The organism is Microvirga sp. GN3, assembly GCF_055792825.1.
Genome location: NZ_JBVVAK010000022.1, coordinates 56950 through 83359 on the forward strand (window position 1 = coordinate 56950; position 26410 = coordinate 83359).

At 63.7% G+C, this 26410-nt stretch carries 23 protein-coding genes, 1 tRNA gene and 1 pseudogene; 11 read left to right on the forward strand and 14 right to left on the reverse strand.

From position 1 onward, the window contains the following. Positions 1-89: 89 nt before the first annotated feature. Positions 90-1736, forward strand: coding sequence for a peptidoglycan L,D-endopeptidase MepK (locus tag ACS5Q1_RS13240; RefSeq protein ID WP_473098637.1), 1647 nt, complete (start codon positions 90-92; stop codon positions 1734-1736). Positions 1737-1770: 34 nt separating this feature from the next. On the opposite strand, the gene ACS5Q1_RS13245 is transcribed toward ACS5Q1_RS13240, so the two are convergent. Then, positions 1771-2631: an urea carboxylase-associated family protein gene (locus ACS5Q1_RS13245; protein ID WP_473098638.1), complete on the reverse strand. Its 861-nt coding sequence runs from the start codon at positions 2629-2631 to the stop codon at positions 1771-1773. 149 nt (positions 2632-2780) lie between these two features. Here ACS5Q1_RS13245 and ACS5Q1_RS13250 point away from each other — a divergent pair, with 149 nt between their 5' ends. After that, complete coding sequence (locus ACS5Q1_RS13250) at positions 2781-3227, forward strand: acyl-CoA thioesterase (RefSeq protein WP_473098639.1); 447 nt, start codon at positions 2781-2783, stop codon at positions 3225-3227. A 62-nt stretch (positions 3228-3289) separates the two neighbouring features. Here the strand turns inward: ACS5Q1_RS13250 and ACS5Q1_RS13255 are convergent, their stop codons facing one another. The 3 genes from ACS5Q1_RS13255 to ACS5Q1_RS13265 form a co-directional block, all read right to left on the reverse strand. Continuing rightward, entirely contained in the window at positions 3290-3547 is a 258-nt protein-coding gene (locus ACS5Q1_RS13255) for a DUF2312 domain-containing protein (protein ID WP_243374640.1), read from the reverse strand. Positions 3548-3608: 61 nt separating this feature from the next. Further along, the gene (locus tag ACS5Q1_RS13260) at positions 3609-3914 is read right to left on the reverse strand and encodes a DUF1244 domain-containing protein (RefSeq protein ID WP_473098640.1); all 306 of its coding nucleotides are present in this window, start codon (positions 3912-3914) and stop codon (positions 3609-3611) included. A gap of 4 nt (positions 3915-3918) precedes the next feature. Beyond that, positions 3919-4758, reverse strand: coding sequence for an N-formylglutamate amidohydrolase (locus ACS5Q1_RS13265; RefSeq protein ID WP_473098641.1), 840 nt, complete (start codon positions 4756-4758; stop codon positions 3919-3921). Between the two features lie 110 nt (positions 4759-4868). Between ACS5Q1_RS13265 and ACS5Q1_RS13270 the strand changes: the two genes are divergently transcribed. The 3 genes from ACS5Q1_RS13270 to pyk all read left to right on the forward strand — a co-directional run bounded on the left by ACS5Q1_RS13270 (position 4869) and on the right by pyk (position 7900). Further along, positions 4869-5807: a DMT family transporter gene (locus ACS5Q1_RS13270; protein WP_473098642.1), complete on the forward strand. Its 939-nt coding sequence runs from the start codon at positions 4869-4871 to the stop codon at positions 5805-5807. Between the two features lie 192 nt (positions 5808-5999). Beyond that, a complete protein-coding gene (locus ACS5Q1_RS13275; protein ID WP_473098643.1) occupies positions 6000-6461 on the forward strand; it encodes a DUF1036 domain-containing protein in 462 nt (153 codons plus the stop codon). 2 nt (positions 6462-6463) lie between these two features. Continuing rightward, positions 6464-7900 carry a pyruvate kinase gene (gene pyk / locus ACS5Q1_RS13280; RefSeq protein WP_203444313.1) on the forward strand — a complete coding sequence of 479 codons (1437 nt, stop codon included), beginning with the start codon at positions 6464-6466 and terminating at the stop codon, positions 7898-7900. On the opposite strand, the gene ACS5Q1_RS13285 is transcribed toward pyk, so the two are convergent. From ACS5Q1_RS13285 to cpdR, 5 genes are all read right to left on the reverse strand, one after another. Continuing rightward, positions 7891-8874, reverse strand: a complete 984-nt coding sequence (locus tag ACS5Q1_RS13285) for an alpha/beta fold hydrolase (RefSeq protein WP_473098644.1) — start codon at positions 8872-8874, stop codon at positions 7891-7893. The two genes, pyk and ACS5Q1_RS13285, sit on opposite strands and share 10 nt — an antisense overlap. A gap of 15 nt (positions 8875-8889) precedes the next feature. Further along, the gene (locus ACS5Q1_RS13290; protein WP_473098645.1) at positions 8890-9495 is read right to left on the reverse strand and encodes a tetratricopeptide repeat protein; all 606 of its coding nucleotides are present in this window, start codon (positions 9493-9495) and stop codon (positions 8890-8892) included. 69 nt (positions 9496-9564) lie between these two features. Continuing rightward, positions 9565-9690, reverse strand: a complete 126-nt coding sequence (gene ykgO, locus ACS5Q1_RS13295) for a type B 50S ribosomal protein L36 (protein WP_009763379.1) — start codon at positions 9688-9690, stop codon at positions 9565-9567. 43 nt (positions 9691-9733) lie between these two features. Then, positions 9734-9808, reverse strand: a tRNA-Val gene (locus tag ACS5Q1_RS13300). Positions 9809-9897: 89 nt separating this feature from the next. After that, complete coding sequence (cpdR, locus tag ACS5Q1_RS13305) at positions 9898-10254, reverse strand: cell cycle two-component system response regulator CpdR (RefSeq protein ID WP_036361886.1); 357 nt, start codon at positions 10252-10254, stop codon at positions 9898-9900. A gap of 175 nt (positions 10255-10429) precedes the next feature. Between cpdR and ACS5Q1_RS13310 the strand changes: the two genes are divergently transcribed. Continuing rightward, on the forward strand, positions 10430-11320 hold the full coding sequence (locus tag ACS5Q1_RS13310; protein ID WP_203441188.1) for an N-formylglutamate amidohydrolase: 891 nt from the start codon (positions 10430-10432) through the stop codon (positions 11318-11320). 172 nt (positions 11321-11492) lie between these two features. On the opposite strand, the gene ACS5Q1_RS13315 is transcribed toward ACS5Q1_RS13310, so the two are convergent. Further along, the gene (locus ACS5Q1_RS13315; protein WP_473098646.1) at positions 11493-12752 is read right to left on the reverse strand and encodes an MFS transporter; all 1260 of its coding nucleotides are present in this window, start codon (positions 12750-12752) and stop codon (positions 11493-11495) included. 116 nt (positions 12753-12868) lie between these two features. Here ACS5Q1_RS13315 and hisN point away from each other — a divergent pair, with 116 nt between their 5' ends. After that, the gene (hisN, locus tag ACS5Q1_RS13320) at positions 12869-13651 is read left to right on the forward strand and encodes a histidinol-phosphatase (protein ID WP_473098647.1); all 783 of its coding nucleotides are present in this window, start codon (positions 12869-12871) and stop codon (positions 13649-13651) included. On the opposite strand, the gene ACS5Q1_RS13325 is transcribed toward hisN, so the two are convergent. Further along, a complete protein-coding gene (locus tag ACS5Q1_RS13325) occupies positions 13571-14632 on the reverse strand; it encodes an alpha/beta hydrolase (RefSeq protein WP_473098648.1) in 1062 nt (353 codons plus the stop codon). The genes hisN and ACS5Q1_RS13325 overlap by 81 nt on opposite strands. Positions 14633-14822: 190 nt before the next feature. Here ACS5Q1_RS13325 and ACS5Q1_RS13330 point away from each other — a divergent pair, with 190 nt between their 5' ends. Beyond that, complete coding sequence (locus ACS5Q1_RS13330; protein ID WP_442040673.1) at positions 14823-15281, forward strand: Hsp20 family protein; 459 nt, start codon at positions 14823-14825, stop codon at positions 15279-15281. A gap of 161 nt (positions 15282-15442) precedes the next feature. On the opposite strand, the gene ACS5Q1_RS13335 is transcribed toward ACS5Q1_RS13330, so the two are convergent. After that, the gene (locus tag ACS5Q1_RS13335) at positions 15443-16519 is read right to left on the reverse strand and encodes a threonine aldolase family protein (RefSeq protein WP_473098649.1); all 1077 of its coding nucleotides are present in this window, start codon (positions 16517-16519) and stop codon (positions 15443-15445) included. A 707-nt stretch (positions 16520-17226) separates the two neighbouring features. Between ACS5Q1_RS13335 and gltB the strand changes: the two genes are divergently transcribed. Then, on the forward strand, positions 17227-21888 hold the full coding sequence (gene gltB, locus ACS5Q1_RS13340; protein WP_473098656.1) for a glutamate synthase large subunit: 4662 nt from the start codon (positions 17227-17229) through the stop codon (positions 21886-21888). 18 nt (positions 21889-21906) lie between these two features. Then, entirely contained in the window at positions 21907-23328 is a 1422-nt protein-coding gene (locus ACS5Q1_RS13345; protein WP_473098650.1) for a glutamate synthase subunit beta, read from the forward strand. A gap of 76 nt (positions 23329-23404) precedes the next feature. Here ACS5Q1_RS13345 and ACS5Q1_RS13350 read toward each other — a convergent pair whose 3' ends face one another. Beyond that, a complete protein-coding gene (locus ACS5Q1_RS13350) occupies positions 23405-24661 on the reverse strand; it encodes an SGNH/GDSL hydrolase family protein (protein WP_473098651.1) in 1257 nt (418 codons plus the stop codon). A 57-nt stretch (positions 24662-24718) separates the two neighbouring features. Then, positions 24719-25945 carry a lytic murein transglycosylase gene (locus ACS5Q1_RS13355; protein ID WP_473098652.1) on the reverse strand — a complete coding sequence of 409 codons (1227 nt, stop codon included), beginning with the start codon at positions 25943-25945 and terminating at the stop codon, positions 24719-24721. A gap of 356 nt (positions 25946-26301) precedes the next feature. Here ACS5Q1_RS13355 and ACS5Q1_RS13360 point away from each other — a divergent pair. After that, a pseudogene (locus tag ACS5Q1_RS13360) lies at positions 26302-26410 on the forward strand (UTP--glucose-1-phosphate uridylyltransferase); the annotation flags it as partial.

Sequence of the window (26410 nt, forward strand, 5' to 3'; positions counted from 1 at the left end):
ACGGGAAGGTAACCGTCTTCGGCAAAGATCCTTTCACTATAAGGGTTTTTTGCATCCGCGGGTGCAGCCGAGTAAAGACGAGTATCACAGTGAGAGTATTGCGTACGGACCGCCTGGCGCACCGCGCCGGCATTGGTCTTGCGGCCTTTCTGGCCGTCATGGTGGGCGGGGCGCGCGGCACGCAGGATGCCGTCGCCAATGGCGATACCCGCACGTTGAGTCTTTACAACAACAACACCAAAGAGAGCCTCACCGTCACCTTCCGGCGCAACGGCCAGTACGACTCAGCCGCCCTGCAGCAGCTCAACTGGTTCCTGCGCGACTGGCGGCGCGACGAGCCGACCCGCATGGATCCGCGACTGTTCGATACGGTGTGGGAGGTCTATCGCGAGTCCGGGTCGAACGAGCCTGTGCGTGTGAACTCGGGCTACCGTTCTCCGCAAACCAACTCGATGCTCAGGCGGCGCTCCAGCGCGGTGGCCAAGAACAGCCAGCACATGCAGGGCAAGGCCATGGACTTCTACCTGCCGGATGTGTCCACCGTCCGCCTTCGCGCCATCGGTGTGCGGATCCAGAACGGCGGCGTCGGCTATTATCCCAATGCCTACACGCCTTTCGTCCATATCGACGTGGGCAGCGTACGTGCTTGGCCGCGCATGACGCGGGCCCAGCTCGCCAGCATCTTCCCCGACGGGAAGACCGTGCACATCCCCTCCGACGGCAGGCCTTTGCCGGGCTATGACGAAGCCCGCGCCGAGGTGCTCGCCAGGGGCGGCACGGTCGCCGGCTACACGACCTATGCGGATGCGGAAGAGGCCATCGCCAACCAGCCGCGCCGCAAGAGCTTCTGGGCCACCCTGTTCGGTGGTGGCGACGACGAGGACGAGGATGCGGAGGAGATCCGTGTCGCGTCGCGGCCGGGCCGGGCGCTCATCGCCTCGCGCCAGTCGCAGCCGTCGCAGGGCTATTACGCCAGCGATTCCAACTCGTCGGTCTATGCTGCCCTGCAGCCCGGCCAAGCTCCCGAGCCGGCACGCCGGGCTCCCATGGCGATCCAGCCGCGGCCCGAGCCGCCTGCTCCTGCGGTCGTAGCAGCCATTGCACCGGCCCTGCGTGAGGATCTGACGCCGCCTCAATCCGCCCCGCTCCCGCCGACCCGGATCAACGGGGCGCCCGGTACGGTCCAGACGGCCTCGGGCCCGGCCCTGGCTTGGCAGCAGGGACCGGAAGCGCAGTCCGAGATGACCATCGCCCGGGGCATGTCCTTCGCGCCGATGCCGCCGCGGCGTCCCGATGCGGATGATGCAGGCCCAGACGCTATCGCGGGTACCGTTGCCCTCGCCTATGCCCCGTTGCCGCCGGCTCGTCCGGGCTCGCTCGCGGCAACGAACCCGATCCCCGGCCTTCCTGAGCTGCGCGGCTCGACGGAAATGGCGTCGGTCCAGCACCCGCTGCCGCCGCCACGGCCCGACCTGCGCCCCATCGTGGTCGCAGCTGCGGGGCCGGTCGATATTCCGGTCACAGGCTCGACCCCAAAGGAGGTGGCAAAGGCAAAGCCGGCAGCGGCACCATTAGTCAAGGCACCTCCGGCCGCGAAGAAGCCGGCGACGGCGCTGAGCGCCCTGATGTCGGCGGAGCCGAGTCTCCATATGGGCTTCTCGAACAAGCCCGTGGGCGATCTGGCAACGAACCGCTTCACGGGACCGGCGGTCAAACCGCTGAACGTGGTGAGATAAAAGAGAAGGGCTCCTTTCGGAGCCCTTTTTCGTTTCAGTCGTCGTGCCTGCGGCTATAGCCGTTGCGGGGCGGCGAGGTCCATCCTTGAGGCGGCGCCTTCGGCCTGTAGACCTCCACCAGCAGCGGATGGCAGACGGCCACATCGCTCGAATGTTCCGCGCTGCAATCGCCGCCCGGGCAGGCGGAGAGCGCGCCCAAAAGATCGATCTCGGCTAAAAATTCCAGGTAATCGCCCGGTCTCACGGGGCTCGCCTTCATGAAATACTGGCCGGTGTCGCGTGTGAAGCCGGTGCACATGAACACGTTGAGCACGTCATGCACTGCAGGCTCGACTTCCTCCTTCGGACGCTGCAAGCGATGCGCAAGCGCACGGGTCAGGTTGGAGTGGCAGCAATGGTGGTATTCGTGACCGGAGAGGAGTTTGTGCGTGTAGGGGTCGCAGCGCGTACCGATCACGTCGTGCACGGAGCCGCCAAATTCGTCGAAGCCATACCAGTCGAGGGTGTCGTGAGTGATCGTCGCCATCGGCCTTAAGTAAGGCAGGGACGACCAGAGCTGGTCTCCGGTCGAGAGATGCGTGCCGTTGAGCGCCCGTGTCTTGCCGGAGAAGAAGCGCTCATTGAGATCGTTCGCCGACCAGAGATTGAGGTCGCCGACCTGAGGGCCCTCGATACTGACGATGCGGAAAAAGCAGCCGGCGGGTACTTGGAAGCAGCGCGCATCGCGGGGCGGCACGATCACCTCGTCGATCTTCTGCCAGCCCTCGCGCGCCGCGCGGTACGTGGCAAGATCGGGCCGTGGCAGCGTGTCGACCGGATAGCAGATGACGGGCGCAATCTTCCGACGCGCATCCGCGTCGACAGGTTCGGACATTGGGTCCCGGGGGAGCTTCATGCATCTCTCCAGCTTTTCATGATCGGTTCCTTATAGGAAACCGGATCGCTGCGAGCGAGCGGTAAGGATGCATAGCTGATCGGCGGAAGCGCTTTTTGCTTGAGCCGTGCGCCGCAACGTATTCTATGGCCGCATCGCAGGGACCGCCCATGACGGATCAGAACGCCCACCGCACCCTGGAGGATTATCCAAGCCGATCCTCCACCGACATCCGCTTTGCGGATCTTGATCGGCAGGGCCATGTCAACAATGCGGTCTTCGCCACGTTTTCGGAAATCGGCCGGGTCGCCTTCATGTACGATCCGGAACGGCCGCTCGCCACCGAGGGCCGGAGCTTCGTCATCGCCCGCCTGGTGATCGATTTCCGAGCGGAGCTCTTTTGGCCGGGCACCGTCGACATCGGCACCGGCGTTCTGAGAATCGGACGCAGTTCGTTCACCCTGGCTCAGGGCATCTTCAACGACGGACGCCTCGCGGCGACCACTGAGGCCACGATCGTCATGGTGGACAAGGAAACGCGCCGCTCGGCGCCCCTGCCTCCGCGGACGCTCGACCTCTTGCAGAGACTGATGCTGACAGGCTTGCCTCGGACATGAAAAAGGCCTCGCAGCTTCACGCTGCGAGGCCTTTTGAAAAACTTTCGACGGTCGATGCCTGCCTACGCCATTCCGAGCGCCTGCATGTAGAGCTCGAGGATCGCCTCCTCTTCCTGACGCTCGGCATAGTCGCGCTTGCGCAACGACACGATCTTGCGCAGGACCTTGGTGTCGAAGCCGTTGCCCTTAGCCTCGGCATAGACGTCCTTGATATCGCCCGCGATGCCGGCCTTTTCCTCCTCGAGGCGCTCGATGCGCTCGATGAAGGCCTTCAGCTGGTCGGCTGCGACGGATTCGGTGTTGAAAGCTGCGTCATCCATGAAAGATGCCCCTGATTGATGGCGTTGGCGCCAGTGTTATGGCCATTTGGTTGAAGCCGCTTTAATGCCCCGGCTTCGATTTCTCAAAATCCGCAAGTTGAGAGGATGAGGCTTCGCGCTGGTGGCGATCCTTCCATTCCTCGTAAGGCATGCCGTAGACATGGGTCCGGCTGTCGTCCTTGGAGAGGGCAATGCCGCGCTCATCGGCGGCCTCCTTCAGCCAATTCGACAGGCAGTTCCGGCAGAAGCCGGCCAGATTCATGAGGTCGATGTTCTGGACATCGGCGCGCTCGCGCAAATGTTCGACAAGCCTACGGAAGGCCGCCGCCTCCAGCTCGACCTGGGTTTTTTCGTCGATATCCTTCATGGGCTTACCCTCCATGCTGGCGCAGGCGGTCGCGCGTGCGGGTGCCGAAAATCCTGGGCGCCCGAAGTTCCTGCCGGTCGGCGAGCGGCTTGAGGAGCCGGGCAAAACGCTCGGCCCATTCCTCGGCGCCCTCGTCCGACGCAATCAGATCCTGCCGGATCTCGATGAGCGCATTGGCGAGCCCCCGGATCGTGGCATGACGGTCGACGGTATCGCCCGCGAGAGCCCCATCATAGGGCTCGTTGTCACCAACGACGAGTCCGTCCTCCGCCTCCAACCCTTCCAGAAGCGGCCTGGCGAAGCGGTCATCCGCGTCCCACAGGATTCCCACATGCCAGGGCCGGGCCCAGCCGCGCCAGATCGGCGTGAAGCTGTGCACGGTTACGATGACGGGCGGATGGGCGGCCGCCATGGCCTTATGGATCGCATCCGCAATCCCATCGTCGTAAGGATCGTAGAATCGGGTGATGCGCCGCCGAACCTCGGCCTCGTCCACTTTGGCATTGCCCGGGACCACCGCGCCGTCGGACAGACGCATGACCAGCGTGGGATCGTCCCGGCCCCGGTTGGGATCGATGATCAGCCTGGAGAACTGCGTGAGAATTGCCGGCGCGTTGAGGCGGCGAGCCAGGGAGCGCGTCACGGCGGCGGCGCCGATGTCATAGGCGATGTGGCGCTCGAATTCGGATTCCGGCAGCCCCAAGTCGCCAAGATCCGGTGGCACCGCGTTGGAGGCGTGATCGCACAGGATCAGGATCCCCGATTCGAGGGAGCCAGGAATGATCTCGACGGGATGAGGCTCGAGAGAAGGATCGTCGAGCTTGAGCGCGGCGGAGGCGGACATGGCGAAGGAGGGATTTCAGACAGGATGGATTGAACGGCGGAGGAAAAGCCTTACCCTGCCCCTCCAACCCTGACAACGCGACGTTCCGCGCAACACACTTTCACGACGTTATGCCCGCTTCATCCACAACGGCCCGGCTCGAGCCGGGCTTCGCGTCTGCTTTTGCCGCCCTGTGTCTCGGCGCCGTCGCCATGGGGATTTCCCCGATATTCGTGCGCTTCGCCTCAGCCGATATGGGCGGGGCACCGGCCGATGTGGGGCCGTTCGCCAGCGCCTTCTGGCGCGTCTCGCTCTGCCTGCCCCTGCTCTATGCGTGGATGCGAATCGAGGAGAAGCGCGCTCCCGCCGACGCGCCAAAAGTCCGCTTTTCCAAGGCAAGCATTCTGGCTGGCATCGTCTTTGCAGGCGACCTCTTCTTCTGGCACCTGGCGATTCTCAAGACGACGGTGGCGAACGCCACCTTCTTCGCCACCATGGCGCCGCTCTTCGTCGTGCTGACCGTCTGGCTGGTGTTCAGGCAGCAGGTATCGCGCGGCACCTTCATGGGCCTTGCCCTCTGCCTTCTCGGCGGCACCGCCCTGATCGGCCAGAGCCTTCATGCGGATCCGGCCAGAATCGAAGGAGACCTCTACGGAGTCGCCACGGCGTTCTTCTTCGGCATGTATTTTCTGGCTGCGAGCAAGGCCAGGAAGACGGCAGGCGCCGCGCGGGTCACCTTCGAGGCCGGGCTGATCACCTCCGCCATTCTTCTCGTCATCGCGGTTCTCTTCGACACGCGGGTGATCCCGCAGACGGCGCAGGGCATCGCGGCGCTTCTCGCCATGTCCTATGTCAGCCATGCGGGCGGCCAGGGGCTGCTCGCCATCGCGCTCGGACGGTTGCCGGCGGTCTTCTCATCCCTTGTGATCTTCCTGGAGGCGATTGCGGCGGCCGTGTTCGGCTGGGCGATCCTGGGCGAGGAACTGACGCTTGTGCAGAGCCTAGGGGGAGCCTTGATCCTGTTCGGCATCTGGATCGCGCGGCCAAAGCCTGAGGCCGTCGTCGAATAGAACGGTTGCCTGCCCCTCCATATGAAGGGCGGCGACAGGCCGATAGTGTCGGAAAGGCCATGCGGCCTGCAAAATTGACAGCATCCTTGCTGTAAGGTCTTGCTCCGGCTGAACTTCTGACCGACAACGATTCGACATAGTTCTCACAGCATTGTGCGATTTCATTCCTTTCGATTCGATCATACCGCATCCATGACGGCCGCATTTCTCACATCGTCTCCGCGCTGGCGGCGAAGCCTTGCACTCGCAACCTTTCTCGCCGGCGGATGCCTGCTGGCCGCATCGCCCGCGAAGGCGGACCTGCGCCTGTGCAACATGACCTCGAGCCGGGTCGGCATCGCGCTCGGCTACCGGGATGCTCAAGGGTGGGTGACGGAAGGCTGGTGGAATCTCAACGCCCGCGGCTGCGAGACCCTGCTCAAGGGGCAGCTCGGCGGGCGCTTCTATTACGTCTATGCCATCGATTACGACCGGGGCGGCGAATGGAGCGGACGCTCCTTCATGTGCACCCGGGAGCGCGAATTCACGATTCGCGGAACGGAAGATTGCCTCGCCAGAGGCTTTGATCGCAGCGGCTTCTTCGAAGTCGATACAGGTGAACAGAAGAGCTGGACGATCCAGCTCACCGAAACGAATCGGCCAGGGGGGCCATGACGATGAGACGCGACAGGCGTACGAAGATTTTAGCAACCTTGGGACCGGCTTCCGAGAATCCGGAGATGATCGCCAAGCTGTTCCAGGCCGGCGCCGACGTCTTCCGCCTCAACATGAGCCATCTGCCGCGTGAGAAGCTGAAGGAGCGGGTCGAAATGATCCGCGCCGTCGAGGCCAAGTTCAAGCGCCCCATTGCGATCCTCGCCGATCTGCAGGGCCCCAAGCTGCGCGTCGGCGCGTTCGAGGGCGACAGCGCCATGCTGGAGCCAGGCCAGAGCTTCACGCTCGATGCCGACAAGACACCCGGCAACAAGAATCGTGTGCACCTGCCGCATCCCGAGATCCTGTCCTCGCTCGAGCCCGGCCACACGATCCTGATCGATGACGGCAAGCTGCGGCTGCGCGTGAAAAGCGTGAAGCAGGGCTCGGCCACCACGATTGTGGAAGTCGCCGGCAAGATCTCCAACCGCAAGGGCGTGAGCCTGCCCGACACCACGATTCCGGTTGCCGCGATGACCGACAAGGACCGCTCGGATCTCGAAGCGGCGCTCGATGCCGGTGTGGACTGGATCGCGCTCTCCTTCGTGCAGCGCCCCGAGGACGTGGCCGAGGTCAAGAAGGTTGCCCGCGGCCGCGCGCTCGTCATGTCGAAGCTCGAGAAGCCGCAGGCGATCGCCCGCCTCGACGAGATCACGGAGATCTCCGACGCGGTCATGGTCGCCCGCGGCGATCTCGGCGTCGAGATGCCGCTGGAGAAGGTCCCCGGTATCCAGAAGCGGATCATCCGCACGGCGCGCCGCCTCGGCAAACCCGTCGTCGTGGCGACCCAGATGCTGGAATCGATGATCACCGCGCCGGTCCCGACCCGCGCCGAGGTCTCCGATGTGGCGACTGCCGTCTATGACGGAGCCGATGCAGTCATGCTCTCGGCCGAGAGCGCCTCGGGTCAGTATCCGGTTGACGCCGTGGCCACCATGAGCCGGATCGCCGAAGAGGTGGAGCAGGACCAGAGCTACTGGTCGATCATGCGCACCCTGAACGCGGAGCCGGAAGCCACCGGCTCGGACGCCATTGCGGCGGCCTCGCACCAGATTGCCGACACGCTCAATATCAAAACGGTGGCAGCCTGGACCTTCTCAGGCTCGACGGCCTTCCGCATCGCCCGCGAGCGGCCGAACTCGACGGTGATCGCACTCACCCCGAGCCAGAACACGGCCCGTCGCCTGGCGCTGGTCTGGGGTGTGCACTCGATCCGCACCAAGGATGCCAGCGACATCGACGACATGGCCTTCCGCGCCTGCAAGTTCGCCCTGCGCGAGGGCCACTCGACCGTCGGGGACCGCATCATCGTCGTGGCCGGCATGCCCTTCGGCACGCCGGGCGCCACCAACATGGTGCGCATCGCCTTCGTCAACCAGGAACACGCCGCTCAGGCGTAACCGACCCCGACCCTGGCCGGCGCGATCCGCTCGGCCAGGGCCACGATGGCGGCAAGGACCGTCTCCGGATCGGCATATTGCGGCATGTGGCCGATGCCCGGCATCAGGATCAGCTCGGCCCTCGGCACCTCCCGGGCGAAGGAGAGGCTGTGGAGATCGGTCCAGACGATCTCGTCACTGTCACCGGCCACCACCGCCGTCGGCAGGCGAATGTCCCGATAGCGCACGCTCTGCCGCACGACCGCATCGTACATGACCGCGAAGTCCTGCATGTTGGCTTCATAGGATCTCGGCCGGAAGGCGAGCGGAATGAAGCCCTTTTTCACGATGCCCCGCGGGGCCGGCTGCGGCCAGAACGTCTTTTCCTTGATCCAGGGCCGGAGCACGAGAAGAAGCGGCACGGCAAGCGTCCGCAACAGCAGCCAGCCAGTCCAGGAATCGATCAGGCGCCGGTACCAGCCGATCGTGCCGCCGGGCCAGGGCGAGGTAATGCCGGAAAGGACGAGGATCGCCCCCGTCACATCGGCATGATCGAGGGCGAGTTGTGGGACAATGGTTCCCGACCAGGAATGCCCGACGATAACGGCGTTGCGAACGCCCAACTGCCTCAAAGCTCCCGCGACGAGGGCCGCCTGCCGGGCGGGCTCCGCTTCGCTCATGCCGGGCTTGCGCTCGCTCCAGCCATGGCCCGGGCGGTCGAAGGCGAGGACCCGGTAGCTTTGCGAGAGCGCCCAGCCGAGGCCCAGCATGGATTCGACGAGGTTGGATGAGGCGCCGTGCAGCAGGACGACCGTTCCGCGCGGCTCATCCTTCGGTCCCTCCTCCCGGTAATGGAGACGACAGCCCTCGACCTCGACGAACCGGCCGGTCGGCGGGAAACGCCGCTCGATGCACCAGGCATAGAGATAGGTGAACGCGGCCCCCGAACCGAGAACGAGGAGAAGCGCAACAACGATGAGAAGAAGCAGGGACATCCCTGCAACGTGGATTTACAGGTCGTGCCCGTCAACCTCGGGGCCGAGACGGTTCACGATGGTCTTCACGTCGGTCATCTGCGGATTGATCGTGAGCACCCGGCGATAGGCCTGCAGGGCCCGCGTCTTGTCGTCCGAGGCCATCAGGATATGGCCAAGCCCGGTCCAAGCGTTGAAATGGCGGGGTTCGATCTTGATCGCCCGGTGCAGATCGGCCATGGCGCCGACCGGATCGTCGAGCTGGTAGAAGACGGTCGCCCGCTTGTACCAGGCTTCAGCCCAGTTGGGCTGGAGCACCAGGACGCGGTCGATCAGCTCGATGGCGAGCGGGAAATCCTTCTTGTTGAAGGCTTCCGCTGCCCGGCTCAGAAGAAGATCGGCCGTATCGGAGCCGGACCGGGCGAAACGCCGCTCGATCAAGGACGCGATGCCCTCGGCCTCCCGCTCGGTTTGGGCCTTGCCGAGACGTTCGAAGAGCTCATCCAGCGTGGAAGCGCGCGGGCGGACCTGAGGCGGCTGGGCCTGCTCCTTCGAATCCTTGGGACGCGCAGGCTCCTGCGCACTCAACGGGAGTGTGGCCAAGCTCAGCGATACGATCAGTATGGACGCGAAAAAGCGCATGCCGGGATTTTAGGATCCCGGCATGCGCGGTCAATTCAGATTCTTGTGTGCGGCATTGCCGCAGCGAACTTAGCCCTGGCGAGCCTTGTAGCGCTTCTGGGTCTTGTTGATGATGTAGACCCGGCCCTTGCGACGAACCAGCTGGTTGTCGCGGTGACGGCCGCGGATCGACTTCAACGAGTTACGGATCTTCATATCCGGTCTCCTGCGGCCCTTCGGGAAGGCCGGAAAAAGAAAATGGTGGGCGCGGCTGGGATCGAACCAGCGACCCCTACGATGTCAACGTAGTGCTCTCCCGCTGAGCTACGCGCCCGGGAAACGGTGATTTTGACGTCCCGCTTCGGCTGTGGGGGCGATATACCCACAAGCGGGCCTTGGCGCAAGCCTGAAGGCCGCCCTTTTTTAGGCAGCCATCATTTTATCGACTTCGCTCACCAGGTCGCGCAGGTGGAACGGCTTCGACAGGACCTTGGCGTCGCGCGGGGCCTGGGAATCCGGGTTGAGGGCGACCGCGGCAAAGCCGGTGATGAACATCACCTTGATTTCCGGATCGAGCTCGGTGGCCTTACGGGCCAGCTCGATGCCATCCATCTCCGGCATGACGATGTCCGTCAGAAGAAGCTCGAAGGGCTCCTCGCGCAGGCGGTTATAGGCGGAAAGGCCGTTATCGAACGAGGCGACGTCGTAGCCCGCGTTCTCGAGCGCCTTCACGAGGAAGCGGCGCATGTCGTTGTCGTCTTCGGCAAGAAGGATCTTCATCGGTTGCCAGTCCCGAATCGTGGCGGATGGTCTTAGCCTCTTCATCGCGCATTGGGGTAAACAAGCCGTGAAAGTACGATGCGGCGTTGCTACGATATTGTCATGGACAGGCGGCAACGCTGCCTTACACTAGTCCGAACACCTGATTTCCCTTTCCAACACAGCACATTTTCTGATGCGGCCCACCATCGTCGATGAGTTCGATCCTCCCTTCACCGTCACCGAACCTTCGGCCCAGACGATTCCCTTCGTCTTCAACGTGCCGCATGCGGGAGCAGTCTATCCGGCTTCCTTTCTGGCTGCGTCCCGGCTCGACGCCGTCGCTCTGAGGCGATCCGAGGACGCCTTCGTCGACGAGCTGTTCGGCGCGATGACGGATCTCGGCGCCCCTCTCATGACGGCGCGCTTTCCGCGGGCCTATCTCGACCTGAATCGGGAGCCCTACGAACTCGATTCCCGCATGTTCGATGGCCGCCTGCCGCCCTTCACCAATACCCGCTCCATGCGGGTGGCCGGGGGCCTGGGGACCATTCCGCGCATCGTGGCCGACGGACAGGAGATCTACCGCACGCGCCTCCATGTGGAGGAAGCCCTGCACCGGATCGAATGGCTCTATAAGCCCTATCACCGGACCCTTCGGCATCTCGTGCGCCGCACGGCCCAGCATTTCGGGCATGCTGTCCTCATCGATTGCCATTCCATGCCCTCCTCCAGCGTCAGCCGCGAGGACGGGGCCAAGGCCGACATCGTGCTGGGGGATCGCTACGGCACGAGCTGCGCCACCCTGCTGATCGACCTCGTGGAGGCGGCCTTGCGCGGACGCGGCTATACGGTGATCCGCAACAAGCCCTATGCGGGTGGCTTCATCACCGAGCATTACGGCGAACCGGCCCTCGGACGGCATGCGCTCCAGATCGAAATCAATCGCGCGCTCTATATGGACGAGCGCAGCATGCACCAGAAACCTGGCTTCGCGGTCCTAGCGGACGACTTGGCCCAGGCCTTTGCTCAGGTGATTGCGGATATCGAGGGTGAATTGACGATCCGGCCCATCGCGGCGGAGTGATCCCCGGCGCCTTTTCCCTCAACCAGGCAAGAAAAAAGGCCACTGTTGCCAGCGGCCCGAAGTTTAGGGAGGAAACGCCCAAGAAGGGCTACGATAAGGCGACGCCATCGCCATATCGCACTGCAATAATTACGCCGCATCGCACAAAATGCAACAAAAATCTTTGCTTTTGTCATGCCCTATATGCATGGCTGCCGGGATGCGGGTCGATGGCTCTGACATAAAAGGCAAGACTGAGGAGCAGCCAGCCCGCGAGAGCCGCAAAAACGAGCCGATAACCCTCGGGCCGGTAGAGGCCCTGGTCCGACCGTCCCATCAGATCGATCAGCATTCCCGTCACACTCTGAGAGAGGAAGGCCCCTCCCATGGTGCCGATATTCATCAGCGTGATACCCCGGCCTGTCAGAGATGGTGGAAACAGCGACTTTCCGTGACTGGTGAGGATGGGCGTATAGGCGATGCAGAGACCGAACAGAGGGAACCAGACAGCAGCGGAGGTTCGGTCGAGAGGCGTGAGGACGAGGACGCTCAGAAGCAGGATTGTTGCCGTGCTACCGATCAAAACGGGCCTCTTGTAGCTGGCCCAGAACCGATCCATCGCCCCCCAGAGAAGCATGCCGCAGATCTGCGCCGTTGCCCCGAGGAGCAGGATACTGCCCCTCGTGCCGAGGTCAGCCCCGTGCACATCCGACAGCCATGGCCCGCCCCAGAGCCCGACGACAGAGGCAAAGCACCCATAGGTGGTCAGGTGCATGAAGAAGACCGGCCAGAAGGACGGCACCTTCAAGGCATCCGATACGCCCCGGAAGGTGGCCACCCAGGTTTCCTTCGTTTGCTGGCTGCCGGAATCCCGGGGCACGATCCAGGCGATGGCGAGAACGATGACGATCGTCAGGGCGGCCACCGCAAGGAACGAGGTACGCCAGCCGAAGACGGCCGCCGAGGCGGCTAACGGCGCCGTCGCCGCCAGAGTGCCCAAATTGGCCAAGCCCATCTGCAGGCTCGTAAGCCCGGCGAAACGTTCCGGCGGGAAGCGCCGGGCATAGATCACGAGCGGCGCCATGAAGAAGGTGGAACAGCCAAGCCCCATGAGTGCCCGTGCGGCGATGAGCAGTGAAGCGGAAGGAGCAAGGGCGAAAAGGACAGTTCCAGCCACCGTTAGCACGGCGGTCGCCAGCATCGTCCGCTTCGGACCATAGCGATCGATGAGAATGCCAATGGGAATCTGAACCGCCGCGAAGGAGAAGAAGAAGGCGCTGGAAAGCAGGCCCGTCTGGGTGGCCGAGAGATGAAGCTCGCGGGCCAGATCGTTGGCGATGACGCCGATGGAATTGCGCAGGAACTGGCTGACCGCATAGAGAGCGGCGAGCACCGCGATCAGGAGCAGGGCCGCTTCCGAACGGGTCGTGCCAAGCTTGGGCGCAAAATTCATCGATACCGTACCCCTTTGACGCTGCCGCTCTCTTGCCGCGCGCCATGCGCTTGATAAAAGCTGATCGCCAGCGGGCCAAGGGCGCCCGCACTAGTCTTTCAGGGGATACGCGCGACATGGGGCTCATCGACTTCACGCATTTCGTCAACGAGCTCGCGACCCAATCGGGCCAGGCGATCCTGCCCTTCTTCCGCACGGCCATCGCGACCGAAGACAAGTCCCGCGGTGGCGCCTTCGATCCCGTCACGGAGGCGGACCGCGCGAGTGAAGCGACCATGCGCCACCTGATCAAGCGCAGCTTCCCCACCCACGGCATCGTCGGCGAGGAATTCGGCGCCGAGCGCGAGGATGCGGATTACGTCTGGGTGCTCGATCCCATCGATGGAACCCGGGCCTTCATCGCCGGGCTTCCGACCTGGGGTACGCTGATCGGGCTGACCTACAAGCGCCAGCCGGTCTTCGGCATGATGCACCAGCCCTTCACCGGCGAGCGCTTTTTCGGCGACGGCGGCAGCGCGACCTATCGGGGTCCGGGCGGCGAGCGCAGGCTTCTGACGCGCCGTTGCGCTTCGCTCAAGGATGCCGTCATCTCCACCACCAGCCCGCGCCTCTTCGCGGGCGACGAGCTGCGCGCCTATGATCGGGTGGAGAGCGTCGCTCGCCTCGCCCGCTACGGTTGCGATTGCTATGCCTATTGCATGCTGGCCGCAGGCCATATCGACCTCGTGGTCGAGTCGGGACTGAAGCCCTACGACATCGCGGCTCTTGTCCCGATCATCGAGGGGGCCAGCGGCATCGTGACCACCTGGGAGGGGGGCTCAGCGGCCGATGGCGGGCGCATCGTCGCTGCGGGCGACCGCCGGGTCCACGCCGCCGCCATCGAGCTGCTCAGCCGCTAAACCGGCTTCAGCGAACTTGCGCTTCGCTCCGACTTCCGGATCGGGGGTGCCGGGAATGAAGGCGTCGAAGGCGGCCCAGAACTGCTCGCGGATCGCATCCCGCTCCATCAGGATTTCATGCCGGGCGCCCGGAATGACGATGACGGAGCCGGCCTTGAGCCGTGAGGCAAAGCGCTCGGTGGCCGGGGTGGCGCAGACCGGATCGACGCCGGCCGCCACGATGAGCGTCGGCAGGCGGATCTTGATGGCGTAGCGCGGATCGGCGAAGCGCTTCATCAGGCGGAAGGCGCCGTCGAGCCAAGCCACACTCGGAGCTCCGATGGCACCGGCTCCGATGGCGTGGGCAGCCTCGGCGTTGCGGGCATAGCGCACGGGATCGGATGTCAGGCGATTGCCCTTGAACGGCATGGTGGAAATCGACGTCTCGCCGCCGCCGGGCACGAACATTCCGCCCATTCCGAGAAACCGCAGGCTCCTCGCAAAAAAGGCACTGGTGCGAGTGCGCTTGATGATGCAGAGCGCGATCATCGGCGTCGTGGTCACGAGCCGGCGGAAGGGCAGCCAGGTTTCATAAGCCGCGTTCAATGCGATGGCGCCACCCATGGAATGGGCGAGGCCGAAATGCGGCTGCGGCATGTGCGGCACCAGGATCTGGTCGCGAATCGCCTCCAGGTCGTGCCGGAAATCGGAAAAGCGCCGGACATGACCCTTGCGGGGATTCTTCACCTGCCGTCCGGAGAGCCCCTGCCCGCGCCAGTCGAAGGCGACGACGGCAAAGCCGCGATCGAGCAACTCGCCCACCGTCTCGAAATACTTTTCGATGAATTCCGCGCGGCCCTGCAGGATGCAGACCGTCCCTTGAGGTTCCTCGGTCTCCGGCGTCCAGGTGGCGGCCCGAAGCGTGATGCCGTCGCGCGTCGTGACACTGACGAGCTTCGGCTCGCCGGGCACGGGATTGTCAGGGGTGGCGATGAATTCCACGGGAGTTTCCAACTCAAAAGCTCACGCTTTTATAGGGCGTCCTGAGCTTAAGAAACGTGCCTCTTGAAAGCAAACGTATCGGCTCCCACATCGAAAAATGTGCCGGCCATGATGGCGGCACATCAACCCGGATCCAGCCACTTCACGGTGGATCCTCATTCTGCATGTCGCTTCAAGCGGAGGATATGCCATGCGACAGTACGATCTTGCTCCCCTCTACCGCAACACGGTCGGCTTCGACCGTCTCTTCTCGATGCTCGACCAGCTTGTCAGCGTCGATGCGGCCCCGAGCTACCCGCCCTACAATATCGAGCGCACCGGCGAGAATGCCTATCGCATCTCGATCGCGGTTGCCGGCTTCACCGACCGTGACCTGACCATCGAGGTCAAGGAAAACACCCTCTCCGTCCGCGGCGAGCGCAAGCCCTCCGAAGAGCGTAAAACCGACGTGCTCCATCAGGGCATCGCGGCGCGCAGCTTCGACCGGCGCTTCCAGCTGGCTGACGGCGTGCAGGTGACGGGTGCGGCCCTCGAGAACGGCCTGCTCCATCTCGACCTCGTTCGCGAGATCCCGGAGGCCAAGAAGCCGAAGCTTATTCCGATTTCCTCGAACGGTGCTCAGGCCATCGAAGCCAAGCAGGCTGCGTAACCAGTTTTCTGAGCCCAAACGAAGAGCGCCCCGGTTCGTCCGGGGCGCTTTTTATTTGTCGGATCCTGGTCCTTGGTGTCCCGCTGGGGCTGGAGGGGCCCCGTCGGTCAAGGGTCTCTGGAGAAAAGCAATCGCGGGTGATTGCGGCAGGGTTAGGGCAATCACTCGGCGGCTTCGCGCGATAATCCCGAAGAAGCGACCTCCAGCAGCCTGCGGACGTCCTCTTCCCTAGAGGCCCAGGAGGTAACGAGGCGGATCAACACCTCGTGATCGCCGACCCGCTCGGTCTCGGGCAGGCTCAATTCGGTCCAAGGATTGTAGAGAATGCCAGCGGTCTTCAGCGTCTGGTCCAGTGTCTTCGGGATGATCGGGAAGACCTCGTTGGCTTGAGTCGGCCAAGCCAAACGCACGCTGGGCAATTGCAGGAGGCCCTCCGAGAGGAGTGCTGCCATGCGATTGGCATGGCGCGCATTGTCGAGCCAATGATCGTCGGCGAAATAGCCCTCGAACTGTGCCGCGATAAAACGGCCTTTGGAGATGATCTGGCCGGCGCGCTTGGAGCGGTAGTCGAGCGCTTCCGCCAGATCTTTCCTGAACACCACGATGGCCTCGGCCATCAGGCCGCCGTTCTTGGTTGCGCCGAAGGAGAGAATGTCGACGCCCTGCTTCCAGGTCATCTCCGCCGGAGTGCAGCCGAGCGACACGAGGGCGTTGACGAAGCGCGCACCGTCCATGTGGAAGGACAGGCCATGCTCGCGGCAGATCGCCCCGAGGGCCGCAATCTCGTCGAGGCTGTAGACCATGCCGCCCTCGCTCACCTGCGAGATTGACAACGCCTTCGGCGGCATCTGTTTGACCGCCTTGGGGAGGCTCTTGAGATAGACCACAATGTCTTCGGCGCTCAGCTTGGCGCCAACGCCCGGCAGGCCTGCGAGCTTCGCTCCATGCATGAAGAATTCCGGCGCGCCGCACTCATCGTCGATGATGTGCGCCTCCCGGTGGCAGACGCAGAGGCCGTAGGGCGGCACGGCGGAGGCAAGGGCCAGTGCGTTGGCGGCCGTCCCGGTGGTCACGAAGAACACGGAAACCTCGCGCTCGAAGATCTCGTTGAAACGCGCTCTGACGCGCTTCGAGATCTCGTCGTTGCCGTAAGCCGTCATGGTCCCGGCATTGGCCTGCATGATGGCTTGGAGAACGGGAGCGCTGGCCCCCACGATGTTGTCGCTCGCGAAATTCATGAAGCGTTTCCTAGCGCATCGTGCGGAAAAGTGGACCCGGTTTTCCGCACCGAACGATGCGCTCTTCAAAGAGTGGAGCATCGGATTGGATCCAAAAGTGGATCCACTTTTGGATCCGATGCTCTAGAGCATCGTCCGGGAAAGGGGAATGCCCATTCAGGTATGGCTAGACTGCTCTGTCAGCCACGAACAACATGTCAAGGTCATTGACCCATCGGCGGAGACTTTCGTTCCTAGGGCCGAAAAGCTGTTTTTGTTACATTCCGAGTCGTCGGCTTGTAACTTTTGTCTAAAATATTTCTAAACCCTCTTGTGCGCTGCGTCGAACTCTGGCACTTTGCCTCTATTAGGACAGCGATGCTGTCCCTTTTGGAGTGCCTGCACTCCTACCTTCGCCCTGGGGTTTTCTTGATGCTTCGCCTGACGCGAACGAAACGAGATACCACGAAAACCGCCCGCAAAACGTGGGCGGAACGGGCGACTCTGGGCTGACGACAGCCCAAAGGTGCCCGCGAGGTGCGGGCTCCCCTGCCGGACCCAACCCTCGAAAACCCGAAGAAGCGGCGGGCACTCCGGACGATCCGATCATCCGGCGGGCCCAAAAGCCGCCTCAAAAAACCTGAATACGCGTTCGGATGTGAGGATCTGCCATGAGCGACGAGCCGATCAAGAGCCTGGAAACCCAAGTGCCGAGCCGCACGGCCACGATGGCGGATACGGTCAAAGTGGTGCGCGATCCGGGCCTGCCCGCCGCCCAGGGCCTCTACGATCCTTCCAACGAGCAGGATTCCTGCGGCGTCGGCTTCATCGCCGACATGAAGAACCGCAAGTCGCACGACATCGTCGAGCAGGGCCTGTCCATCCTGCACAATCTCGACCATCGCGGCGCGGTCGGCGCTGACCCTAAGATGGGCGACGGCTGCGGCATCCTGGTTCAGATCCCGCACAAGTTCTTCGCGGCCGAGTGCGCCAAGGTCGGCATCTGGTTGCCCGAGGAAGGCCAGTACGGTGTCGGCCACCTGTTCATGCCGCGCGATCCGGAAGGCTTTAAGCTCGTCGAGGAGATCGTCACCAAGGCGATCGCCGATGAAGGCCTGCAGGTTCTCGGCTGGCGCGACGTGCCGGTGGATTCGAGCGATCTCGGCGAGAGCGTGAAGGCCACCGAGCCGCAGCACCGCCAGATCTTCATCGGCAAGGGCAAGGGCATGGACGATGCCGAGACCTTCGAGCGCCGCCTGTTCATCGCCCGCAAGGTGATCTCCAACGCCGTCTACGACATGAAGGACGCGCGCACCGCCGGCTATTACCCGGTCAGCCTGTCCTCGCGCACCATCGTCTACAAGGGCATGGTGCTCGTCACGCAGCTGCGCGACTACTACCTCGACCTGCAGGACGAGCGCTTCGAGAGCGCCATCGCCCTCGTGCACCAGCGCTTCGCCACCAACACCTTCCCGACCTGGCAGCTCGCGCATCCCTACCGCATGGTCGCCCATAACGGCGAGATCAACACGCTTCGCGGCAACGTGAACTGGATGGCGGCGCGTCAGGCCTCCGTGGACTCGGAGCTCTTCGGCAACGACATCTCGAAGCTCTGGCCGATCTCCTATGAGGGCCAGTCCGACACGGCCTGTTTCGACAACGCGCTCGAATTCCTGGTGCGCGGCGGCTACTCGCTCTCGCACGCCATGATGATGCTGATCCCGGAAGCCTGGGCCGGCAACCCGCTCATGAACGACGACCGGCGTGCCTTCTATGAGTATCACGCCGCTCTCATGGAGCCATGGGACGGCCCCGCCGCCGTGTGCTTCACCGACGGCAAGCAGATCGGCGCGACGCTCGACCGCAACGGCCTGCGTCCTGCACGCTATCTCGTGACCGACGACGGTCTCGTGGTGCTCGCCTCCGAGATGGGCGTGCTGCCGATTCCGGAAGAGAAAATCGTCGAGAAGTGGCGCCTGCAGCCGGGCAAGATGCTGCTCATCGACCTGGAGGAAGGCCGCATCGTCTCGGACGACGAGATCAAGCAGCAGCTCTCGAACGCCCATCCCTACAAGGATTGGCTGAAGCGTACGCAGATCGTGCTGGAAGACCTGAAGCCCGTGCAGGCACGTGAATCACGCACGGATGTGTCGCTCCTCGACCGTCAGCAGGCCTTCGGCTATACTGCGGAAGATCTCAAGCTGCTGATGCAGCCCATGGCCGTGACCGGCCAGGAAGCCGTTGGCTCCATGGGATCGGACACACCGATCTCCGCGCTCTCCGACAAGTCGAAGCTGCTCTATACCTATTTCAAGCAGAATTTCGCACAAGTGACGAACCCGCCGATCGATCCGATCCGCGAGGAGCTCGTCATGAGCCTCGTGTCGTTCATCGGCCCGCGCCCGAACATCCTCGATCTCGAAGGCACATCGCGCCGCAAGCGTCTCGAAGTGCGTCAGCCGATCCTCACCAACGAGGATCTGGAGAAGATCCGCTGCATCGGCCATTTCGAGGACCGCTTCGACACGAAGACCCTCGACATCACCTATGACGCCGAACTCGGCGCAGCTGCGCTCGATGGCGCACTTGATCGCCTCTGCGACCGCGCGGAAGCGGCCGTGCATGGCGGCTACAACATCATCATCCTCACCGATCGCATGGTCGGTCCGGACCGCATTCCGATCCCGGCGCTGCTCGCCACAGCCGCCGTGCACAACTACCTGATCCGGAAAGGGCTTCGCACCTCTGTCGGTCTCGTGGTCGAGTCCGGCGAGCCGCGCGAGATCCATCACTTCGCCTGCCTTGCCGGCTACGGCGCGGAAGCGATCAATCCGTATCTCGCCTTCGAGACTATCGCGGATATGCTCGAAAACGGCGAGCTGCCGGAAGAGGTGGACGCGGATGAGGCGATCAAGCGCTACATCAAGTCCATCGGCAAGGGCCTGCTCAAGGTGATGTCCAAGATGGGCATCTCCACCTACCAGTCCTATTGCGGCGCGCAGATCTTCGACGCGGTCGGCCTCAAGTCCGACTTCGTGTCCCGCGACTTCTTCGGTACCGCAACCTCGATCGAGGGCATTGGCATGAACGAGGTGGCGGAAGAGAACGTGCGCCGCCACCGCGACGCCTTCGGCGACGCACCGATCTACCGCAATGCGCTCGATGTCGGCGGCGAGTACGCCTATCGCCAGCGCGGCGAGGTCCATGCCTGGAACCCGGACACCGTCGCGACGCTGCAGCACGCCGTGCGCCTCAACGCGCAGGATCGCTACCGCGAATATGCGCGCCTCGTGAACGAACAGGACAACGAGCTCAAGACGATCCGTGGTCTCTTCCGCATCAAGAAGGCGGACGAGACGGGACGGGCATCCGTCGACATCAACGACGTGGAGCCGGCCCAGGAGATCGTGAAGCGTTTCTCCACCGGCGCCATGTCCTTCGGTTCGATTTCGAAGGAAGCGCACGAGACGCTGGCGCTCGCCATGAACGCCATCGGCGGCAAGTCCAACACCGGCGAAGGCGGCGAGGAGCCGGAGCGCTTCCGTCCGCTGCCGAACGGCATGTCCAAGCGTTCCGCCATCAAGCAGGTGGCCTCCGGCCGCTTCGGCGTGACGACGGAATATCTCGTCAACGCGGACATGATGCAGATCAAGGTGGCGCAGGGTGCCAAGCCCGGCGAAGGCGGCCAGCTGCCCGGCCACAAGGTCGACGTGAAGATCGCCCGCGTTCGTCACTCGACCCCCGGCGTCGGCCTCATCTCGCCACCGCCGCATCACGACATCTATTCCATCGAGGATCTGGCGCAGCTCATCTTCGACCTGAAGAACGTGAACCCTTCCGCCGACGTGTCGGTGAAGCTCGTGGCTGAAGTCGGCGTCGGCACGGTGGCGGCAGGCGTTGCCAAGGCGCGCGCCGACCACATCACGATCTCCGGCTTCGAGGGCGGCACGGGCGCGTCTCCCCTCACCTCGCTCAAGCATGCGGGCTCGCCATGGGAGATCGGCCTTGCCGAGACCCAGCAGACCCTCGTGCTCAACCGCCTGCGCGGACGCGTGGCGCTGCAGGCGGACGGCGGCCTGCGCACGGGCCGCGATGTCATCATCGCAGCCTTGCTCGGTGCCGATGAGTACGGCTTCTCCACCGCGCCGCTGATCGCGGCCGGCTGCATCATGATGCGCAAGTGCCATCTCAACACCTGCCCTGTCGGCGTGGCCACACAGGACCCGGTGCTGCGCAAGCGCTTCAAGGGATTGCCCGAGCACGTCATCAACTACTTCTTCTTCGTCGCCGAGGAAGTGCGCGAGCTGATGGCCGAGATGGGCTTCCGCACGTTCGACGACATGATCGGCCAGTCCGACCTTCTCGACAAGAACGCGGCCATCGATCACTGGAAGGCGAAAGGCCTCGACTTCACGAAGCTGTTCCACAAGCCGGAAGTGCCCACGAATGTAGCGATTCGCCATCTGGAGCGTCAGGTTCACCCGATCGCCAACGTGCTCGACCGCGATTTCATCGCGCAGGCAGGTACCGCGCTGGAGAGCGGCGAGGCCGTCACCATCGAGTCGAAGGTGAAAAGCTCCGACCGCACGGTGGGCGCCATGCTCTCCGGCGAGGTGGCGAAGCGCTACGGCCATGAGGGACTGCCCGACGACACGATCACCGTGAAGCTGAAAGGCACCGCAGGCCAGAGCTTCGGTGCGTGGCTGGCGGGTGGTGTGACACTCAATCTCGAAGGCGAAGCCAACGATTATGTCGGCAAGGGTCTGTCGGGCGGCAAGATCATCATCGCACCGTCACCTGACTCGAAGGCTCTGCCTGAGAACTCCATCGTCGTCGGCAACACGGTGATGTACGGCGCCATCGCGGGTGAAGCGTATTTCCGCGGTGTCGCGGGCGAGCGTTTCGCCGTGCGCAACTCGGGTGCCATCGCGGTGGTCGAGGGCACGGGCGATCACGGCTGCGAATACATGACCGGCGGCCTCGTGGTCGTGCTGGGTCAGACCGGACGCAACTTCGCGGCGGGCATGTCGGGCGGCATCGCCTATGTGCTCGACGAGGACGGCACGTTCACCAAGCGCTGCAACCTGTCCATGGTCGATCTCGAACCCGTCGAAGAGGAGGAGGACCTGATGCGCCGCCTTCACCATCACGGCGGCGATCTGGAGACCAAGGGCCGCATCGACATCATGGCCAACATGTCCGGCCCCGATGAAGAGCGCCTGATGCAGCTCATCACCAACCATCACACCTATACGGGCTCGACGCGCGCCAAGGAGATCCTCGACAACTGGACGACCTACCGCACCAAGTTCGTGAAGGTCATGCCGGTCGAGTATCGCCGTGCGCTCCAGGAGATGGATCGTCTCCGGAACCTGCAGGCAGCGGAATAAGGAATTTAGGGCAAACCCATGGGCAAGGTCACAGGCTTTCTCGAATACGACCGGCAGGAGCAGAAGTATCAGCTCGCCGGGGAACGCGTGCGCCACTTCCGCGAATTCACGCTGCCGCTCGACGATAACGACCTGAAGAAGCAGGCGGGACGCTGCATGGATTGCGGCATCCCATTCTGCCACGGTCCGACGGGCTGTCCGGTGCACAACCAGATTCCAGACTGGAACGATCTGGTCTGGTCCGACGACTGGGAGGAGGCCGCGCGCAACCTCCACACCACCAACAACTTCCCGGAGTTCACTGGCCGCATCTGCCCGGCTCCGTGCGAGGAAGCGTGCACACTGAATCTCGAAAACCAGCCGGTCACCATCAAGACCATCGAGCAGGCGATCGCCGACAAGGCCTGGGAGATGGGATTCGTGAAGCCTGAGCCGGCGGACGTCTCGACCGGCAAGCGCGTGGCCGTGATCGGCTCTGGTCCTGCCGGCATGGCGGCGGCCCAGCAACTCGCCCGCGTGGGCCATGAAGTCCATGTGTTCGAGCGCCAGGCGAAGCCCGGCGGGTTGCTGCGCTACGGCATCCCGGACTTCAAGATGGAGAAGTACCATATCGACCGGCGCGTGAAGCAGATGGAAGCCGAAGGCGTGATCTTCCATTGCGGCGTCAATGTCGGCGTCGACAAGAGCTTCGCCTCGCTTCACAACGAGTTCGACGCCGTACTGTTTGCGGGCGGCGCGGAAGATCCGCGCAATCCGTACCTGCCGGGACAGGATCTCACCGGCGTGCATTTCGCCATGCCGTATCTCACGCAGGCGAACCAGCGCGTCGGCAACGAGGAGGTCACGGCAGAACCCATCCTCGCGGGCGGCAAGCACGTGGTGGTGATCGGCGGCGGCGACACGGCGTCCGACTGCGTCGGCACCGCCTTCCGCCAGGGTGCGCTCTCCGTGACGCAGCTCGACATCCGTCCCAAGCCGCCGGAGCGTGAGGACAAGCTGACGGTGTGGCCCTATTGGCCGACCAAGATGCGCACCTCCTCATCTCAGGCAGAAGGCGCGGAGCGCGAATTCCAGGCGGCAACGCTTGGCATCGTCGGGAAGAAGGGTCAGGCAACCGGGGTGCAATGCGCCCGCGTGGACGAGAAGCGCCAGCCGATAGCCGGCACTGAATTCGTGCTCAAGGCCGATCTCGTCTTCCTCGCCATCGGCTTCGCCGGCTCGGTGAAGGCAGGCCTGCTGGACGAATCGGGTGTCACGATCGACCGCCGCGGCAACGTGGTGGCCGACGACAAGAGCTACCGCACGTCGAGCGAGAAGGTGTTCGTCGCCGGCGACATGCGCCGCGGCCAGTCCCTGGTGGTGTGGGCCATCCGCGAAGGCCGCCAGGCCGCCCGCTCCATCGACACCTTCCTGATGGGGGCAAGCACCCTGCCGGAGTAGAATTTCGAAAGTCTGCACAATGAAAGCGGCGGCTCATCGCAAGATGACCGCCGCTTTTTCATGTCTTCAGATCGTCTCAGGGATTGGGCCACCGGAAATCGTCGGCCCGGCCGGGACGTGAGCCTGGGGCGATTCCGACCCGCAGGGCACGCTGGATCGTATAGGCATTGTCGCCGGTGAGCTTCGGCGGTGCCGATACGAGCGTTCCGCCCGGAGTCACATCCTGACGGGTCAGAGGCAGGACCGGACCGATCAAAGGCTTCGACGGCAGGGAGACCGGTGCGGCGGCATCCGGCGGTGCGGGGATCGCTGCCTCGATCGAAGGCGCAGCCGATCCATCCGCGGGTGTGATATCGGCCGGATTGGGGGCGGCGGCTGTCGCTGTCCCGCCCTGCCCGAGGATCCGCTTGATCTCGGTATCGGCAAAGAAGGCGACCTTGCGTGAGCCTGCACGGGTGAAGAATATGCCCTCGTTGGTGCGCAACTTGGCAGGCTCGCCGTCGACATCGGGACCGTCGGGCGTATAGCGGTTTTCATCGTCGACGAAACCGGGCCAGATATCCACATAGGCGCCGCCGTTGCGCTGGACGCTCTCCTTGTAGATCTCATTCATGGCGACCAGGTCGTCGGAGATCTTACTGTTCTTCATCGGCGGCAGACCGATCCAGACTGCAGGGATCCGACGCTCCTTGAAGACGGTCGTAATCGCATCGACCCGCTGCCGGTAGAGCTCCTTCCAGCGGTCGGACAGGGGCTCGATCGACTCGTCCCCCTCCCTGATCGACTGCCGGTCGCTCGTTCCCAGCATCACGACAGCAACACTCGTTTTCTGTCCGCCATCGAGAGTCGCCTTGATGAAATTCGGCCATTCGGCCGGATCGGCGCGGACGAGGCTGATATCGCCGCGCGCCTTCGCGACGACCTCCACATCCTGGTTTTCGGCGAAATGCGCATCAAGCCCCTGGCGGGCGAACCCGGCCAGAGCATCGCCAAACACCACCACATGAGTGCTCGGATCGACCTTCGGCTTCTCCTGCCTGGCGACGGCAGCCGCCGGGGGAGCGGACCTGCGCGGCCGGGCCACGGGCGCCCGCGCGGGCGCCGGAGGATCGTCCGGAACGCCGAAGAAGCGCCTCAGGCTGAACCCCTGCGGTCGCTGAGGTGCCGGCTGCACGAGCTTTCCGGGATAATAGCCGGGCGGATAGGCCCGCAGATCGCGCCGAGGCTGCTGCTGTTGCTGATAATAGCCGGACTGGGCCAGGCCCGCACTGCTCCCAAGGGCTGCCAGCAGCAGGACCAGGGGCAGTCGGCGAAGAATCGGCACCATGGTCATAGGCGGTTCCACTTCATTCCGGACCAGCCTTGAATATAGAGCCTTGCGGGAACTCCGTCAGCGGGTCGCACGCAATTCCCGCAGGACCGCGTAATCGGCATAGCCATCCGGGATCAAGCCACGGCGCAGCTGGAAGTTCCGCACGGCCTCCCGCGTCTTGGAGCCGAGCTTGCCGTCGGTGTTGCCTTCATAGAATCCGAGGCGGGCGAGACGCTCCTGCAACTCCTGGCTCTGATCCTTGTCCAGCATGGGCTTGTCCTTGGGCCAGGAGCCCTGAATCGGCAGCCCGCCCAGGAGCCGGTCCCCGAGATGGGCCACGCCCATGGCATAGGCATCCGAGGAATTGTAGGCCTTGATCACATCGTAGTTGCGGGTCACCAGGAAGGCGGGTCCGCCCGCTCCACCCGGCAGGAACAGGCTGGCCTCGCCGGAGCGCGGCATGGCTTTGCCATCCAGCCGGCGGACACCCACGGCGTTCCAGCGGGCGAAATCCTGCCGCAAGTGCCGGTAATCGAAGCCCCGCGGCAGCGCCACCTCGAAGCCCCAGGGCAGGCCCGGCTGCCAGCCGTGCTGGCGCAGGTAATTGGCAGTCGAGGCCATGGCATCAGGCACCGAGGACCAGATGTCCCGCATTCCATCCCGGTTGCCATCGACGGCGTATTTCATGAAGCTCGAGGGCATGAACTGGGTCTGGCCCATGGCGCCCGCCCAGGAGCCCAGCATCCTGGAGCGGTCGATATGCTCGCCTTCAAGGATCTGGAGTGCGGTGAGCAGCTCCTCCTTGAAGAAATCGCCCCGATAGCCGGTATAGGCCAGGGTCGCCAGCGCCCGGACCGCGTAGATCGATCCGGTGAAGCTGCCGAAATTGGTCTCCATGCCCCAGACGCCGAGGACCACGGAGCGCGGAACCCCATAGGTCCGCTCGACCATGGCGAGGGTCTTCGACCACTCGGCGGCCATCTCCTGGCCGCGCTTCAGGCGCTGAGCCGAGATGGCGCCGTTGATGTAATCCCAGATCGGACGGACGAATTCGGACTGCTTTTTCGTAAGCGCGATGATCTTGGCGTCGGGCTCGACGCCCCGGAACGCCTCCTCGAAGGTCGCCCGCGACACGCCCCGCGCCTTGGCGGCAGGCCACAGCCCCTGCACGAAGCGCTGGAACCCGGCCTGGGAAGCGTCCTGCGCCTGGGCGGGCGGAACAATGCCGCCCACACCCATGGTGAGGCTCAAACCGAGAAGGAGCGCGCCGGAAAGGCGGCGCACCAGGGAAAGCGGCTGGCACATGGAAGTCGCTCACGGAAACAGGACAGATCTGCCCTGCCAATGCGACACTAAATGGGTTAACAGCCGGTTGATAGTGTGTCCTGATGCAGCCTTCCGCACGGTCATACCGTAGTCACCTGCGGCAATCATGATCGGTATCGCCAAGGCGGCCCCTCCTCAAAACCGCCGTTGTTGGCAGCTTAACCACAACGCTTCAGCTCCAATTCAGGTCGGAGCTGCAATGAGGCACATGCAACGACGAAACATCGAAAGCACTGCCGCGTTGGAGGTGCCGAAGCTTGACAGTTATCGGTTCCCTTTTCCCGGACCTGACTTAGATTATTCCTCCCTCTTGATGCTCAATCATGGCCCAATCAATGAAGCGTATCCGCAAAGCAGTCCTTCCCGTCGCTGGTCTCGGCACCCGGTTCCTGCCGGCCACCAAGGCCGTTCCCAAGGAGATGCTCTGCGTCGTCGACCGTCCAG

Bases quoted from the DNA above. Each gene is read 5' to 3' on its own strand.
- ACS5Q1_RS13270 (WP_473098642.1), top strand. From the start codon at position 4,869: ATGCCCGCTTCATCCACAACGGCCCGGCTCGAGCCGGGCTTCGCGTCT.
- pyk (WP_203444313.1), top strand. From the start codon at position 6,464: ATGAGACGCGACAGGCGTACGAAGATTTTAGCAACCTTGGGACCGGCT.
- cpdR (WP_036361886.1), bottom strand. From the start codon at position 10,254: ATGAAGATCCTTCTTGCCGAAGACGACAACGACATGCGCCGCTTCCTC.
- ACS5Q1_RS13285 (WP_473098644.1), bottom strand. From the start codon at position 8,874: ATGTCCCTGCTTCTTCTCATCGTTGTTGCGCTTCTCCTCGTTCTCGGT.
- ACS5Q1_RS13310 (WP_203441188.1), top strand. From the start codon at position 10,430: ATGCGGCCCACCATCGTCGATGAGTTCGATCCTCCCTTCACCGTCACC.
- ACS5Q1_RS13355 (WP_473098652.1), bottom strand. From the start codon at position 25,945: ATGTGCCAGCCGCTTTCCCTGGTGCGCCGCCTTTCCGGCGCGCTCCTT.
- ACS5Q1_RS13260 (WP_473098640.1), bottom strand. From the start codon at position 3,914: ATGAAGGATATCGACGAAAAAACCCAGGTCGAGCTGGAGGCGGCGGCC.
- hisN (WP_473098647.1), top strand. From the start codon at position 12,869: ATGGGGCTCATCGACTTCACGCATTTCGTCAACGAGCTCGCGACCCAA.
- ACS5Q1_RS13250 (WP_473098639.1), top strand. From the start codon at position 2,781: ATGACGGATCAGAACGCCCACCGCACCCTGGAGGATTATCCAAGCCGA.
- ACS5Q1_RS13330 (WP_442040673.1), top strand. From the start codon at position 14,823: ATGCGACAGTACGATCTTGCTCCCCTCTACCGCAACACGGTCGGCTTC.
- ACS5Q1_RS13315 (WP_473098646.1), bottom strand. From the start codon at position 12,752: ATGAATTTTGCGCCCAAGCTTGGCACGACCCGTTCGGAAGCGGCCCTG.
- ACS5Q1_RS13245 (WP_473098638.1), bottom strand. From the start codon at position 2,631: ATGAAGCTCCCCCGGGACCCAATGTCCGAACCTGTCGACGCGGATGCG.
- ACS5Q1_RS13350 (WP_473098651.1), bottom strand. From the start codon at position 24,661: ATGACCATGGTGCCGATTCTTCGCCGACTGCCCCTGGTCCTGCTGCTG.
- ACS5Q1_RS13335 (WP_473098649.1), bottom strand. From the start codon at position 16,519: ATGAATTTCGCGAGCGACAACATCGTGGGGGCCAGCGCTCCCGTTCTC.
- ACS5Q1_RS13255 (WP_243374640.1), bottom strand. From the start codon at position 3,547: ATGGATGACGCAGCTTTCAACACCGAATCCGTCGCAGCCGACCAGCTG.
- gltB (WP_473098656.1), top strand. From the start codon at position 17,227: ATGGCGGATACGGTCAAAGTGGTGCGCGATCCGGGCCTGCCCGCCGCC.
- ACS5Q1_RS13265 (WP_473098641.1), bottom strand. From the start codon at position 4,758: ATGTCCGCCTCCGCCGCGCTCAAGCTCGACGATCCTTCTCTCGAGCCT.
- ACS5Q1_RS13290 (WP_473098645.1), bottom strand. From the start codon at position 9,495: ATGCGCTTTTTCGCGTCCATACTGATCGTATCGCTGAGCTTGGCCACA.
- ACS5Q1_RS13345 (WP_473098650.1), top strand. From the start codon at position 21,907: ATGGGCAAGGTCACAGGCTTTCTCGAATACGACCGGCAGGAGCAGAAG.
- ACS5Q1_RS13275 (WP_473098643.1), top strand. From the start codon at position 6,000: ATGACGGCCGCATTTCTCACATCGTCTCCGCGCTGGCGGCGAAGCCTT.
- ykgO (WP_009763379.1), bottom strand. From the start codon at position 9,690: ATGAAGATCCGTAACTCGTTGAAGTCGATCCGCGGCCGTCACCGCGAC.